We start from the raw sequence: 12,925 nt of genomic DNA on the forward strand, positions 1-12,925 counted from the left end.
CCGCTCAGCCGTTCAGCAGGCTGTTGCGCACCTCGCGGCGCAGCACCTTGCCGATGAGGGACTTCGGCAGCTCGTCGACCTGCACGACGCGCTTCGGCACCTTGTACGGCGTGAGACCGGCGCGGGCGAAGTCGCGGAGCGCGGACTCGTCGAGCGTGGCTCCGTCGCGGAGCACCACCACCGCGACGACCTGCTCGCCAGTGTGCTCGTCGGGCAGTCCGACGACGGCGGCGTCCTCGACGTCGGGGTGCGCGCGCAGCGCCTCCTCGACCTCGCTCGGCGCGACGTTGAAGCCGCCCGTGATGACGAGCTCCTTGATGCGGTCGACGATGCGTACGAAACCCTCGTCATCGATCGCGACGATGTCGCCCGTGCGGTACCAGTCGGCACCGCCGTCGGTCGCGGGCACGAAGACGGCCTCGGTCTCTTCGGGCTTCTTCCAGTAGCCCGAGAACACCTGCGGGCCGCGCACGATGAGCTCGCCCTCAGCGCCCGTCGCGACATCGGTGCCGGGCGACTCTGGGTCGACGACGCGCACCTCGGTCGAGGGCAGCGGGAGGCCGACCGTGCCGGCCTTGCGGTTCGGTGCCACGGGGTTCGCCATGAGCACCGGCGAGCACTCCGAGAGGCCGTAGCCCTCGACGAGGTATCCGCCGGTCTCGGCCTCCCAGGGCTCGACGACCGCCGCCGAGAGCGGCATGGCGCCCGAGATGGCGATGCGGATGCCGTCGAGCGAGACGCCCTCGGCGACCGCGGCCTTCGTGAGCCGGTCGTAGATCGGCGGCACGGCGGGCAGGAACGTCGGCGGATGCTTCTTCACGACCTTGAGCACGAGGTCGGGGTCGAACTTCGGGAAGAGCACGAGGCGGGCGCCCATGCTCATCGCGAAGGTGAGGCAGAGCGTGAGGCCGTAGGCGTGGAACATCGGCAGCACCGCGTACACGACGGCGGTGCCGCGCTCGATCTCGGGCACCCACGCGCGCGCCTGGGCCGCGTTGGCACCGAGGTTGCCGTGCGTGAGGGTCGCGCCCTTCGGACTGCCGGTCGTGCCGCTCGTGTACTGGATCACGGCGACGTCGGAGACCTCGGGCCCGATGATGTGGGCATCGATCGGTTCGGCCCCGACGATCTTCTCCCACGGCGTCGTGCCGCGCACGGCCGTCGTGAGCGCGGCGCGGGACTCGCGGGCCTTCGCGATCGGCAGGCGCAGCATCGCGCGCATCGTGAAGGGCATCGCCCGGGTCACGTCGACCGAGATGATCGTCTGCACCGCGACATCCGGCGGGAAGTCCTGGATGGTCTCGACGACGTTGTTCCAGGCGATGACGACGCGAGCACCGTGATCCTCGAACTGGTGGCGGAGTTCACGCGGCGTGTAGAGCGGGTTGTGCTCGACGACGATCGCACCGAGGCGGAGCACCGCATAGAACGCGACGATGTGCTGCGGGCAGTTCGGCAGCACGAGCGCGACGGGGTCGCCCTTCTGCACGCCGAGCAGGCGCAGCCCCTCGGCCGCGCGCTCGATCTGCTCGCCGAGCTCGGCGTAGTTCGTGGTTCGGCCGAAGAACTCGAGTGCGACGTTGTCGGGATAGGTCTCGACGGAGGTGCGGATGAGGTCGGCGAGCGAGCCCGTCTCGGTGGGGAGGTCGGCCGGAACCCCCTCCGCGTAGCTCGAGAGCCAGGGGCGAGGGGTCGTGATCTCCATCGCTGCGCCTTACGCCGCGCCGTCGAACATGCTCGTGACCGAGCCGTCTTCGAAGACCTCGTGGATCGCCCGGGCGAGGAGCGGCGCGATCGGCAGCACCGTGAGGCGGTCCCAGCGCTTGTCTTCGGGCACCGGCAGCGTGTCGGTGACGACGACGCGGTCGATGACGTCGGACTGCAGGATCTCGGTCGCGGGGTTGGAGAAGACCGCGTGCGTCGCCGCGACCACGACGCCGATGGCGCCCGCCGCCTTCAGCGCCTCTGCGGCCTTCACGATCGTTCGGCCGGTGTCGATGAGGTCGTCGACGAGGAGGCAGACGCGACCCTCGACCGGGCCGATGATCTCGTGCACCGAGACCTGGTTCGGCACGAGCGGGTCGCGGCGCTTGTGGATGATGGCGAGCGGCGCGCCGAGCTTGTCGCTCCAGATGTCGGCGACGCGCACCCGGCCCATGTCGGGCGAGACGACCGTCAGCGTCGACGGGTCGAGCGAGTTCTTGAACTCCTCGAGCAGCACCGGCATCGCGAAGAGGTGATCGACGGGGCCATCGAAGAAGCCCTGGATCTGCGCGGCGTGCAGGTCGATCGACATGATGCGGTCGGCACCGGCGGCCTTGAAGAGATCGGCGACGAGTCGTGCCGAGATCGGCTCGCGGCCGCGGCCCTTCTTGTCTTGGCGGGCGTACGGGTAGAACGGCGCGACGACCGTGATGCGCTTGGCCGATGCGCGCTTGAGCGCATCGATCATGATGAGCTGCTCCATGAGCCACTCGTTGATGGGCGAGGTGTGCGACTGGATCACGAAGGCGTCGGAACCGCGCACGCTCTCGTCGTAGCGTGCGTAGATCTCGCCGTTGGCGAAGGTGCGCGCATCGGTCGGCACGAGCTCCGCGCCGAGCTCGGCCGCGATCTCGTTGGCCAGCGACGGGTGCGCCCGCCCCGACACGAGTACGAGGCGTTTCGAACCGGTGGTCTCGATTCCCGACATGTCTCGGTGTGTCCTCTCCACCCGCCTCGGCCGGTGCGTCAGTCGGCGGCGGGGCCCGTCGCCTCGGCGGCGGCAGCTGCCTCAGCAGCCGCGGAGCCGGCTCGGTGCGTCTGGACCCATCCCTCGATGTTGCGTTGCGGCGCCACGTTCACGGCGAGTGCACCGGCGGGGACGTCTTTGCGGACGACCGTGCCGGCACCCGTGTAGACGCCGTCCCCAATCCTAACGGGCGCGACGAAGACGCCGTGCGAGCCGGTGCGCACGTGCGAGCCGATCTCGGTGCGGTGCTTGTTCACGCCGTCGTAGTTCGCCGTGATCGAACCGGCGCCGACGTTCGAGTGCTCGCCGACCGTGGTGTCGCCGATGTAGCTGAGGTGCGGCACCTTGCTGCCCTCGCCGATGTTCGCGTTCTTCGTCTCGACGAATGCGCCGATCTTGCCGTCGGCGCCGAGCACCGTGCCGGGTCGCAGGAACGAGAACGGCCCGACCGTCGCCCCGGCGGCGACGACCGCGAGGGTGGCGTCGGTGCGCTTGACCTCGGCGTTCTCGCCGATCTCGCAGTCGATGAGGGTCGTGTCGGGTCCGACGATCGCGCCCGTGGCGATGAGCGTGGCCCCCTTGAGCTGCGTGCCCGGACGGATGGTGACGTCGGGCTCGATGCGCACGGCGAGGTCGATCCAGGTCGTCGCGGGGTCTTCGATCGTGACGCCGTTCAGCTGCCAGCCGCGCACGATGAGCGCGTTCAGGCGAGCAGCGGTCTCCGAGAGCTGAGCGCGGTCGTTGATGCCGGCGACGAGCCAGGGCTCCGAGACGGGCACGGCCTCGACCTCGGAGCCGGCGGCGCGGAGGAGGCCGATCACGTCGGTGAGGTACTTCTCGCCTTGCGCGTTGTCGGTCGTGAGGTTCGCGAGCTGGTCGCGGAGCGCCGCCGCACCGAACGCGTAGATGCCCGCGTTGATCTCGGCGATCGCGCGCTCGTCGTCGCTCGCGTCCTTCTGCTCGACGATGCGGTCGAAGAGGCCGGCGGCGTCGCGCACGACGCGGCCGTAGCCGGTGGGGTCGTCGTAGACGGCCGAGAGCACGGATGCCTCGGCGGCATCCGCCCGGTGCTGCTCGAGGAATGCTGCGAGCGTGTCGGCGTTCAGGAGGGGCACGTCGCCGTTCAACACGAGGACCTCGCCGTCGAAGTCGGCCGGGAGCGCGGCGATGGCTTGCTCGACGGCGCGGCCGGTGCCCGGGATCTCGTCTTGGTCGACGATGATCGTGCCGGGGAGTTCCCGCTCGACCACGGTCGCCACGAGGTCGCGCTCGTGGCGCACGACGGCGACGATGTGCACGGCGTCGAGCGCCCGCGCGGTGGCGAGCACGTGTGCCACGATCGGCGCGCCGGCGAGCGGGTGCAGCAGCTTCGGCACCGCGGACTTCATGCGCGTGCCCTGGCCTGCGGCGAGGACGATGATGGCGAGGTTCTGGTCGGTCATTCGCGCGTGTTCCTATCGGTGCGGTCTGAGGGATCGATCGGGACGGCCGTTCGGGCTCCGCCACCAGGATTCGAACCTGGACCGAACAGCTCCAAAGGCTGCCGTGCTGCCGTTACACTATGGCGGATCGCGCGGGCGCCTGGCCGCGCGCGTCAACCAGTCTGCCATGAGCAGGCCGTCGCCGATGAGCCGACGGGCGCCTCGAGGCATCCGGCGCCGTCTGCACCGGCACCGCCTGCACCGGTGCCCCGTCCGGTCGCGGGATAATGACGGGATGACCGATGCTGACGAGGTCGACCGGATCGTCGACGACTGGGAGCGCGAGCGACCCGACCTCGATTTCTCACCGCTGCAGGTGCTCTCGCGCGTCGCGCGACTCTCGAAGCACCTCGACCGGGCGCGGCGTCAGGCGTTCGCTCGTTCGGAGCTCGAGTCCTCGGAGTTCGACGTGCTTTCAGCGCTGCGCCGTGCGGGCTCCCCCTATCGGCTCTCCCCCAAGCAGCTCCTGCAGCAGACGCTCGTCTCGAGCGGCACGATGACGAACCGCATCGACCGGCTCGTCGAGCGCGGGCTCGTGAACCGGCAGACCGACCCGAACGACGGGCGCGGCATCCTCGTCGAGATGACCTCTGCCGGGCTCACCCGCGTCGATGCGGCGATCACGCGCCTCGTCGACGCCGAGGCCGAGCTGCTCCGCAGCCTCCCGGCGGCGGAGCAGAAGCGGCTCGCCGGCTTGCTGCGCAAGCTCAGCCTCGGTTTCGACTGAGGCGAGGCCGCGCGGCGAGCGGGTCGACCGCCCGGATCGATTCGCTCGATTCGATGCAGCATCAGCGTTGTTGATAATGATTTTCATTAACGATACCGTGACGTCGTGAACACACCGAACAGACGATCCCCTTTCCGATTCGCGGCCGTCGCGGCCCCGGTGCTGGCGCTCGCGTTGGCGGCCTGCGCGAGCCCTGCCGACGGCGATGGCGGCACCGCCGAGGCATCCGAAGCCCACTCGACCGAGGCCGAGGTGAGTGCGCCGCGCGTCGTCGTGAGCTATGACGGCGGCGTCCTCGTACTGGAGGGAGACTCGCTCGAGACCGTCGACGACGTGCCGCTCGACGGATTCCTCCGCCTGAACCCCGCCGGCGACGCACGCCACGTGATCGTGTCGACGGATGACTCGTTCCGCGTACTCGACACCGGGGTCACGATCGAGGAGCACGGCGACCACGCCCACTACTACGCCGAGTCGCCGGAGCTCACCGCGACCGAGTTCGCGGCTGAGCACCCGGGCCACGTCACGACGCACGCCGGCACGACCGCGCTCTTCGCCGACGGCACCGGGCGCGTGCAGCTCTTCGACCCGTCGACGCTCGAGGGCGGAGCACCCGAGCTGACCGAGTACGAGAGCCCTGACGCGCACCACGGCGTCGCGGTCGCGCTCGAGGGCGGCGCACTGCTCACGACGCTCGGCACGAGTGAGAGCCGCTCCGGCGCCGTCGTGCTCGACACCGACCGCGCCGAGCTCGCCCGCACGGAGGACTGCCCCGGCGTGCACGGCGAGACCGTCGCCGCCGACGAGGTCGTCGTGCTCGGCTGCGAGAACGGTGCGGTGCTCTACCGCGACGGTGCCTTCACCAAGATCGCCGCACCCGACGCCTACGGCCGCATCGGGAACCAGGCGGGGTCCCCAGAATCGGCGATCGTCCTGGGCGACTACAAGGTCGACGCTGAGGCGGAACTCGAGCGCCCCGAGCGGGTGAGCCTCATCGACACCGAGACGGCGACCCTGCGTTTCGTCGAGCTCGGCACGAGCTACACGTTCCGCTCGCTGGCCCGGGGCCCGCACGGCGAGGCCCTCGTGCTCGGCACCGACGGGGCCATCCACGTCATCGACCCCGTTGCGGGGACCGTCTCGGCACGCTTCGATGTGATCGCCCCGTGGACCGAGCCGGTCGACTGGCAGGAGGCCCGGCCCTCGCTCGAGGTCCGCGGTCAGCGCGCGTACGTCACCGACCCCGCTACCTCAACGGTGCACGTCGTGGACCTCGAGTCCGGCGAGATCACGGCGAGCGTCGAGCTGCCGCACGTGCCGAACGAGCTGTCGACCGTCGGCGACTGAGCACAGCGGATGCCGCGGGCCCACGCGTGCCCGCGGCATCCGCTCGCCTGCGTCCGGTTGCTGCACCCGGCCCAGCCTTGCCAGCCCCGCCCCAGCCGGGTCAGCCCACCCCAGCCGGGTCAGCCCACCCCAGCCGAGTCAGCCCACCCCAGCCGCGGCAGCCTAGCTGCTGTCAGCCCGGCCCAACCCTGGCAGGCCGGCCCGCGTCACGAAAGTTCTCCACAACGCTCGAACATACGTTCGATTATTGATAGAATGGCGTCATGCCATTCGCACTCGAAAACGCCAGCTCGTCTGGTATTTCGCCGAGCGAAGACGGCGTGGGTGCCGACCGGGAGCGGTCGCCGTATGCGTTGGCGCAAGACGGCCTGGCCCAGCTCGTGAACGCGGCGGTGCAGGCGCAGCGCGTCGAAGCGATGAATGCGGCGATGCGAGTCGACGTGGTGTTCCTGACGGTGTCGTTCGCGCTCCGCGCCGAGCGGGCGTTCGTCTCCCCGAACCTCTCACCTGCACGGCGCCGAGAGCTTGCGCGCCGCAGCGTCACCGCCGAACTCGCGACCGCATTGCACGTCCCCGAGAGCACCATGCAGCGTCAGATCGACGATGCATGGGCGTTGTCGACGCAGCTTCCCGCCACGTTGTCGTCGCTCCGCGAGGGATCGCTCAGCATGCAGCATGCGCGGGTCATCGTCGAGGCCGTGGCCGAGCTCGACGACGAGCCGCGCGTTCTGGCCGAACTCGACGAACAGCTCGCGCGATTCGCGTCCGATCACACGGCCGCCGCTGTTCGCCGCAAGGCGCGCTCGTTGCGCGAAGAACTGCAGGCGCAGTCGGTCGCCGATCGGCACCGAGCAGCCCGCCAGAAGCGCCGCGTCGAGATCGAGCCCGCCCTCGATGGCATGGCCTGGCTGCATGCCCTGCTGCCGGCCGCCGACGCGCTCCTCATCAAAGACCGCCTCGATCGTGTCGCACGAGAGGCCGGCGAGTGCGCCGACGATGTGAGCCGTCTCGGTTCGGAGCCCGCCGGCGAACATGCCGTGCGGATCGTGGCCTCGACGAACGACCAGATCCGTGCCGACGCACTCCGCGATCTGCTGCTGTACGGCGGGCTCGGCGACGACTCCGCGTTCGCCGCCGCCTGCGGCCGCGTGCGGCCGAGCGTGCACGTCACCGTTCCGGTGCTGACACTCATGGGCTCCTCGACGGAGCCCGCGCTCCTCGACGGCTACGGCCCGATCGACCCCGAGGCCGCACGCAGGCTTGCTGCCCAGGCGCCCTCCTTCGTGCGACTGCTCTCCGATCCGGTGACGGGCACCGTGCTCGACGTGGATCGCACCAGCTATCGACCGCCGGCTGACTTGAAGCGGTGGCTGCAGGTGCGCGACGGCACGTGTCGGTTCCCGGGCTGCAATCGCAACGCAAGTCGCAGCGAACTCGACCACAGCATCGATTGGGCCGACGTCGGCCGAACGGCCTTCGACAATCTGGCGCACCTCTGCTCGCTCCACCATCACCTCAAGCACGAGACATCATGGTCGATGCGACATCTGGCCGGTGCCGTGCTCGAGTGGACCTCGCCGTCCGGCCGGGTGCATCGCACCCACCCTGCACGCACAATGTCGAGGATGTCGAGTCGAGCTGATGATGCTCGAGCCGCCGAGTCGCCGCCCTTGACGACCCCGCCCGATGCGGCAGCCCAACTCAGATTCGCCGAAGCTCCGCCGTTCTGACAGGCGAGTCGGTGATTGCGGTTGCGCCGTCCATGCGACTCCACTGATCCAGGTGACTCGCCGCGTCAGGTGCTGCGCGCTGACTTCACTGACACTGCTGACGCCGCTGACGCCGCTGACGCAACAATGCCAGTCACCTCCGCCTCGCTACCGGCGCATGACCTTGCGGGCCAGCCAGTTTCCGAGGAACTGCACGCCCTGCACGAACACGACGATGATGATGACGGCGGCCCACGTGATCGCCGGCTCGAACTGGCGGTAGCCGTAGACGAGCGCGAAGTTGCCGAGGCCGCCGCCGCCGATGAAGCCCGCCATCGCCGTCATGTCGACGATTGCGACGAGCACGAAGGTGTACCCGAGGATGAGTGGCCCGAGCGCCTCCGGGATGACGACCGTACGGAGGATCCGGAGCGGTCCGGCGCCCATCGCGCGGGCCGCCTCGATCGCTCCGGGCGACACGGTGAGCAGGTTCTGCTCGACGATTCGGGCGATGGCGAACGAAGCCGCGATCGAGAGCGCGAAGATGAGCGCGTCGTTGCCGATGCCGGTGCCGATCACGAGCCGTGAGAGCGGCTGCACCGCGGCGATGAAGATGATGAAGGGGATCGGCCGGAAGAAGTTGATGACGACGTTCACGATGTTGAACACCGCGCGATTCGAGAGCAGGCTCCCCGGTCGCGTCGTATAGAGCACCGTGCCGAGCAGCAGTCCCCCGAGCCCGCCGATGAGGAGGGTGAGCGCCGCCATGTAGAGGGTCTCGGCCGCGGCGACCCAGAACTCCGACCCGAGTTCGAAGAGACGATCCATCACGGCACCTCCGTCACGTCGACGCGGGAGGATATCTCGGCGAGCACCGCGTCGACCGCGGCATCCGCGCCCCTGATCGCGAGGGTGAGGTGTCCGAACGCCCGGCCCTGGATGTCGTTGATGCCGCCGTAGACGAGCTCGAACTCGATGCCGGCGGTCGCGAGCGCGACGAAGACGGCGGCCTGCGACGCGTCGCCGTCGCGGAACGAGATCGTGACGATGCGGCCCTCGTGGCGTTCGCGCAGCACGGCAAGCTCGGCCGGCGAGGGGGTGCCCTTCACGACGGTGCCGACGAAACGCTGCGACGACGGGTTCTGCGGGTTCGAGAACACGTCGAACACATCGCCGTGCTCGATCACGCGTCCGCCGTCCATGACGGCGACCTTCGTGGCGATGGACTGGATGACGTCCATCTCGTGAGTGATGACGATGATGGTGACGCCGAACTCGCGGTTCACGCGCTTCAGCAGTTCGAGCACCTCCTGGGTGGTCTCGGGGTCGAGTGCGCTCGTCGCCTCGTCGGCGAGCAACAGCCGCGGCGAGGTCGCGAGGGCGCGGGCGATGCCGACGCGCTGCTTCTGCCCGCCCGAGAGCTGGTCGGGGTAGTTCTTCGCCTTGCCGGCGAGGCCCACGAACTCGAGCAGCTCGGCGACGCGCGCCGAGATCTCGCCCTTCGACGCCCCTGCCACCTGCAGCGGGTACGCGATGTTCGCCCACACCGTCTTCGAGTTGAAGAGGTTGAACTGCTGGAAGATCATGCCGATTCCGAGCCGGATGCCACGGAGCTCGCGTTCCGGCATGGTCGTGATCTCGCGGCCGTCGACCTCGATCGAGCCCGACGTCGCGGGTTCGAGCGCGTTCACGAGCCGAACGAGCGTCGACTTGCCGGCACCCGAATAGCCGATGATGCCGTACACGTCACCGGGTTCGATCTCGAGGCTCACGCCGTCGATCGCGACGACGGGCGGGGCGCCCTTCTCAGGTGCCGGGTACGTCTTGGTGACGTTGCGCAGGGCGACGAGCGCCATGGTGTTCTCCTCTGCGACGCAGAAATGTCGTGAACGCGAACGGGGCGGTGGGCACCAGTGCGGTGCTCACCGCCCGAACGGCGGGTACGGAACGCGCGAGCGCGATCAGCCCTTCGCGGCCTTGGTGTCGGCCTCGACCTTGGCGAGCGACTTCTCGAGGTCGGCGACCGGCGTCGTCACCGCGACCGCCGTGTTGCCGGACGCCTCGAGCAGGCCGGCCTGCACCTCGGGGTCGGTCTGGAAGATCTCGACGAGCTTCTTGTAGGTCGCGTTGTCCTTGTCTTCGGCACGGGTGGCGAAGATGTTGACGTACGGCAGCGCGTTCGGGTCGCTCGGGTCGTCCTGCGCGATCGCGTCCTCGAAGGTGAGTCCGGCGTCGGCGACGAAGTCGTTGTTGATGACGGCCGCGGCGAGGTCCGGCAGCGAGGTCGGCGTGAGCGAGGCCTCGAGGGCGGTGACCTTGACCTTCGATGCCGACTCGTCGACGTCGGCGAGGTCGGAGAAGATCGTGCCGCCGCTCTTCAGCTCGATGAGGCCGGCCGACTGCAGCACGAGCAGCGCACGTGCCTGGTTCGAGGCGTCGTTCGGCACCGCCACGGTCTCGCCCTCGGGGATGGCCTTCACCGAGTCGTACTTCGTCGAGTAGAGCCCGAGCGGGTAGATCGCGGTGGCGCCGATGGGGGCGAGGTCTTCGCCGGCCGACACGTTGTAGTCGGCGAGGTAGACGATGTGCTGGAACTGGTTCAGGTCGAGCTCGCCCTCGGTGGTGGCGGGATTCGGCTGGGCGTAGTCGGAGAAGTCGACCAGCTCGATCTCGATGCCCTCGTCGGCTGCGGCCTCTTCGAAGGCGGCCCACTGCGGGTCGGCCTTTCCGACGACGCCGATCTTGATGACGTCGTTCGCGTCGCCTTCGCCGGCGGCCGGAGCGGCGCAGGAGGCGAGGCCGAAGACGAGCGGCACTGCGGCGAGTGCGGCGATGAGCTTCGCCTGACGGGAGGACGGGTGCTGACGTGACATGTGGGTTCCCTTTCGCTGGAGCGCACGCGACCGGGTGCTGTTGGCGTGGAGCAGGCATGGCTCCGCCACTGCTGGTGAACGGTGGGGGCTTCGATGCCGCGATCGCGGGTGCAAGAACAACGCTAGGCGAAGATTCTTTTCTCACCCGACGCCGGGGTCACAGTGCGTCACAGCTTCTGCGACGTCAGGCCTCCAGCGACTCGGAAACTTCGAGCCAGCGGGTTTCGAGATCGGCGACGGATGCCTCGAGCTCGCGCAGCGAGTCACCGAGCGCCGCCAGGCCGACGTAGTCGCCCTGGTCGTGCACCGCGAGCTTCTCGTGCGCCGCGGCGATCTGGACCGAGAGCTTCTCGAGCTTGCGGTCGATCGATGCCAACTCCTTCTCGGCGTTGCGCCGGTCGGCGCCCGCGAGCGAACTCGCCGCTCCCCCGGCCGTCGGCTTCGCGGCCGCAGACGAGGTGGAGGCCGCGTGCGACGACGTCGACGTGCCGGCAGGCGCGTTGGCCGCGACATCCGCTGCCCTTCGCAGTTCGAGGTACTGCTCGACGCCACGCGGCAGGTCGCGCACGTGCCCGTCGAGGATGGCGAACTGGCGGTCGGTGACGCGCTCGATGAGGTAGCGGTCGTGGGAGACGACGAGCAGCGTGCCGGGCCACGAGTCGAGCAGGTCCTCGATCGCCGCGAGCATGTCGGTGTCGAGGTCGTTCGTCGGCTCGTCGAGGATGAGCACGTTCGGCTCCTGCAGCAGGATGAGCAGGAGCTGCAGGCGCCGCTTCTGACCGCCCGAGAGGTTCTTCACGGGGGTCGACAGCTGCGCGGTCGTGAAGCCGAGCCGCTCGAGGAGCTGCCCGGGCGTCATCTCCTTGTCGCCGACCTGATAGCTCGATCGCTGCTCGGCGACGACCGCGGAGACTCTCGAATCCGCCCACTCGGTGAGCTCGTTCAGTTCCTGGCTGAGGGTCGCGATGCGCACGGTCTTGCCGCGCTTGACGCGGCCGCTCGTCGGCTCGACCGCGCCCGTCACGAGTCCGAGCAGCGTCGACTTGCCCGCGCCGTTCACGCCGAGGATGCCGGTGCGCTCGCCGGGCGCGATGCGCCATTCGACGTCGTTCAGCACCGTGCGGGTCGCCGGTTCGCCCGTGACGGGGTCGATCATCGGGAACTGCACCGAGACGTCGATGAGGTCGACGACGTCCTTGCCGAGGCGCGAGACCGCGAGCCGGTCGAGCTCGACCTTGTTGCGGATGGGCGGCTCGTTCGCGATGAGCTCGTTCGCCGCGTCGATGCGGAACTTGGGCTTCGACGTGCGAGCGGGCGGGCCGCGGCGCAGCCAGGCGAGCTCTTTGCGCATGAGGTTCTGCCGCTTCGCCTCGGATGCCGCGGCGGAGCGGTCGCGCTCGACGCGCTGCAGCACGTAGGCCGCGTAGCCGCCCTCGAAGGGCTCGACGATGCCGTCGTGCACCTCCCACGTCGCGGTGCAGACCTCGTCGAGGAACCAGCGGTCGTGGGTCACGACGACGAGGGCGCCGGAGTCGGCGGGCCAGCGGCGCTTCAGGTGTCCGGCGAGCCAGGCGATGCCCTCGACGTCGAGGTGGTTCGTGGGCTCGTCGAGGAAGACGACGTCCCAGTCGCCGACGAGGAGGGCGGCGAGTCCGACTCGGCGGCGCTGTCCGCCCGAGAGGCTCGCGATCTGCCCGTGCCACGGCACGTCGCTCAGGAGGCCCGCGATGACGTCGCGCACCTTGGCGTCGCCCGCCCACACGTGCTCCTCGATGCCGCCGACGACGAACTCGGCGACCGTCTTGCCCGGGTCGACCACGTCGGCCTGGTCGAGCGTGCCGATGCGGATGCCGCGGCGGTGCGTGACCCGCCCGCCGTCGGCCGTGAGCCGGCCGTCGAGGAGCTTCAGGAGCGTGGACTTGCCGTCGCCGTTGCGGCCGACGACGCCGATGCGGTCACCCTCGTCGATGCCGAGGGTCACCTCGTCGAAGACGACGCGCGTCGGGAATTCGAGGTGCAGGCGCTCGGCGCCCAGGAGATGTGCCATGTCCCCCTGA

The 12,925-nt window shown here is 69.5% G+C and carries 10 protein-coding genes and 1 tRNA gene; 3 read left to right on the plus strand and 8 right to left on the minus strand.

The features are described from left to right. Nucleotides 1-4 precede the first annotated feature (4 nt). From ASD23_RS18185 to ASD23_RS18200, 4 genes are all read right to left on the minus strand, one after another. A complete protein-coding gene (locus tag ASD23_RS18185) occupies nucleotides 5-1,705 on the minus strand; it encodes a long-chain-fatty-acid--CoA ligase (RefSeq protein WP_056014798.1) in 1,701 nt (566 codons plus the stop codon). A 9-nt stretch (nucleotides 1,706-1,714) separates the two neighbouring features. Next, the gene (locus ASD23_RS18190) at nucleotides 1,715-2,692 is read right to left on the minus strand and encodes a ribose-phosphate diphosphokinase (protein WP_056014800.1); all 978 of its coding nucleotides are present in this window, start codon (nucleotides 2,690-2,692) and stop codon (nucleotides 1,715-1,717) included. A gap of 38 nt (nucleotides 2,693-2,730) precedes the next feature. Further along, entirely contained in the window at nucleotides 2,731-4,173 is a 1,443-nt protein-coding gene (gene glmU / locus ASD23_RS18195) for a bifunctional UDP-N-acetylglucosamine diphosphorylase/glucosamine-1-phosphate N-acetyltransferase GlmU (protein WP_056014802.1), read from the minus strand. A gap of 55 nt (nucleotides 4,174-4,228) precedes the next feature. After that, nucleotides 4,229-4,300: transfer RNA gene (locus ASD23_RS18200), tRNA-Gln, on the minus strand. 147 nt (nucleotides 4,301-4,447) lie between these two features. Between ASD23_RS18200 and ASD23_RS18205 the strand changes: the two genes are divergently transcribed. The 3 genes from ASD23_RS18205 (at nucleotide 4,448) to ASD23_RS18215 (ending at nucleotide 8,016) form a co-directional block, all read left to right on the plus strand. Then, a complete protein-coding gene (locus ASD23_RS18205; protein ID WP_056014804.1) occupies nucleotides 4,448-4,939 on the plus strand; it encodes a MarR family winged helix-turn-helix transcriptional regulator in 492 nt (163 codons plus the stop codon). Between the two features lie 105 nt (nucleotides 4,940-5,044). After that, a complete protein-coding gene (aztD, locus tag ASD23_RS18210) occupies nucleotides 5,045-6,286 on the plus strand; it encodes a zinc metallochaperone AztD (protein WP_157377159.1) in 1,242 nt (413 codons plus the stop codon). Nucleotides 6,287-6,549: 263 nt separating this feature from the next. Beyond that, nucleotides 6,550-8,016 carry an HNH endonuclease signature motif containing protein gene (locus ASD23_RS18215; RefSeq protein ID WP_082571642.1) on the plus strand — a complete coding sequence of 489 codons (1,467 nt, stop codon included), beginning with the start codon at nucleotides 6,550-6,552 and terminating at the stop codon, nucleotides 8,014-8,016. Between the two features lie 147 nt (nucleotides 8,017-8,163). Here ASD23_RS18215 and ASD23_RS18220 read toward each other — a convergent pair whose 3' ends face one another. From ASD23_RS18220 to ASD23_RS18235, 4 genes are all read right to left on the minus strand, one after another. Next, complete coding sequence (locus ASD23_RS18220; protein WP_056014809.1) at nucleotides 8,164-8,823, minus strand: methionine ABC transporter permease; 660 nt, start codon at nucleotides 8,821-8,823, stop codon at nucleotides 8,164-8,166. Further along, nucleotides 8,823-9,851, minus strand: coding sequence for a methionine ABC transporter ATP-binding protein (locus ASD23_RS18225; protein WP_056014811.1), 1,029 nt, complete (start codon nucleotides 9,849-9,851; stop codon nucleotides 8,823-8,825). Before ASD23_RS18225 ends, ASD23_RS18220 begins: the two co-directional genes overlap by 1 nt. Nucleotides 9,852-9,956: 105 nt before the next feature. Further along, nucleotides 9,957-10,868: a MetQ/NlpA family ABC transporter substrate-binding protein gene (locus tag ASD23_RS18230; protein WP_056014813.1), complete on the minus strand. Its 912-nt coding sequence runs from the start codon at nucleotides 10,866-10,868 to the stop codon at nucleotides 9,957-9,959. A gap of 184 nt (nucleotides 10,869-11,052) precedes the next feature. Then, a complete protein-coding gene (locus ASD23_RS18235; protein ID WP_056014815.1) occupies nucleotides 11,053-12,915 on the minus strand; it encodes an ABC-F family ATP-binding cassette domain-containing protein in 1,863 nt (620 codons plus the stop codon). Between the last annotated feature and the right edge of the window lie 10 nt (nucleotides 12,916-12,925).

Origin of the sequence: Agromyces sp. Root1464 (genome assembly GCF_001427265.1) — a bacterium.
In the GTDB taxonomy this organism is placed as follows: domain Bacteria; phylum Actinomycetota; class Actinomycetes; order Actinomycetales; family Microbacteriaceae; genus Agromyces; species Agromyces fucosus.

What these genes read in the sequence shown, in the direction of transcription:
- glmU (WP_056014802.1), bottom strand. Translation starts at nt 4,173, where the DNA reads ATGACCGACCAGAACCTCGCCATCATCGTCCTCGCCGCAGGCCAGGGC.
- ASD23_RS18225 (WP_056014811.1), bottom strand. Translation starts at nt 9,851, where the DNA reads ATGGCGCTCGTCGCCCTGCGCAACGTCACCAAGACGTACCCGGCACCT.
- ASD23_RS18235 (WP_056014815.1), bottom strand. Translation starts at nt 12,915, where the DNA reads ATGGCACATCTCCTGGGCGCCGAGCGCCTGCACCTCGAATTCCCGACG.
- ASD23_RS18185 (WP_056014798.1), bottom strand. Translation starts at nt 1,705, where the DNA reads ATGGAGATCACGACCCCTCGCCCCTGGCTCTCGAGCTACGCGGAGGGG.
- ASD23_RS18230 (WP_056014813.1), bottom strand. Translation starts at nt 10,868, where the DNA reads ATGTCACGTCAGCACCCGTCCTCCCGTCAGGCGAAGCTCATCGCCGCA.
- ASD23_RS18190 (WP_056014800.1), bottom strand. Translation starts at nt 2,692, where the DNA reads ATGTCGGGAATCGAGACCACCGGTTCGAAACGCCTCGTACTCGTGTCG.
- ASD23_RS18220 (WP_056014809.1), bottom strand. Translation starts at nt 8,823, where the DNA reads ATGGATCGTCTCTTCGAACTCGGGTCGGAGTTCTGGGTCGCCGCGGCC.
- ASD23_RS18205 (WP_056014804.1), top strand. Translation starts at nt 4,448, where the DNA reads ATGACCGATGCTGACGAGGTCGACCGGATCGTCGACGACTGGGAGCGC.
- ASD23_RS18215 (WP_082571642.1), top strand. Translation starts at nt 6,550, where the DNA reads ATGCCATTCGCACTCGAAAACGCCAGCTCGTCTGGTATTTCGCCGAGC.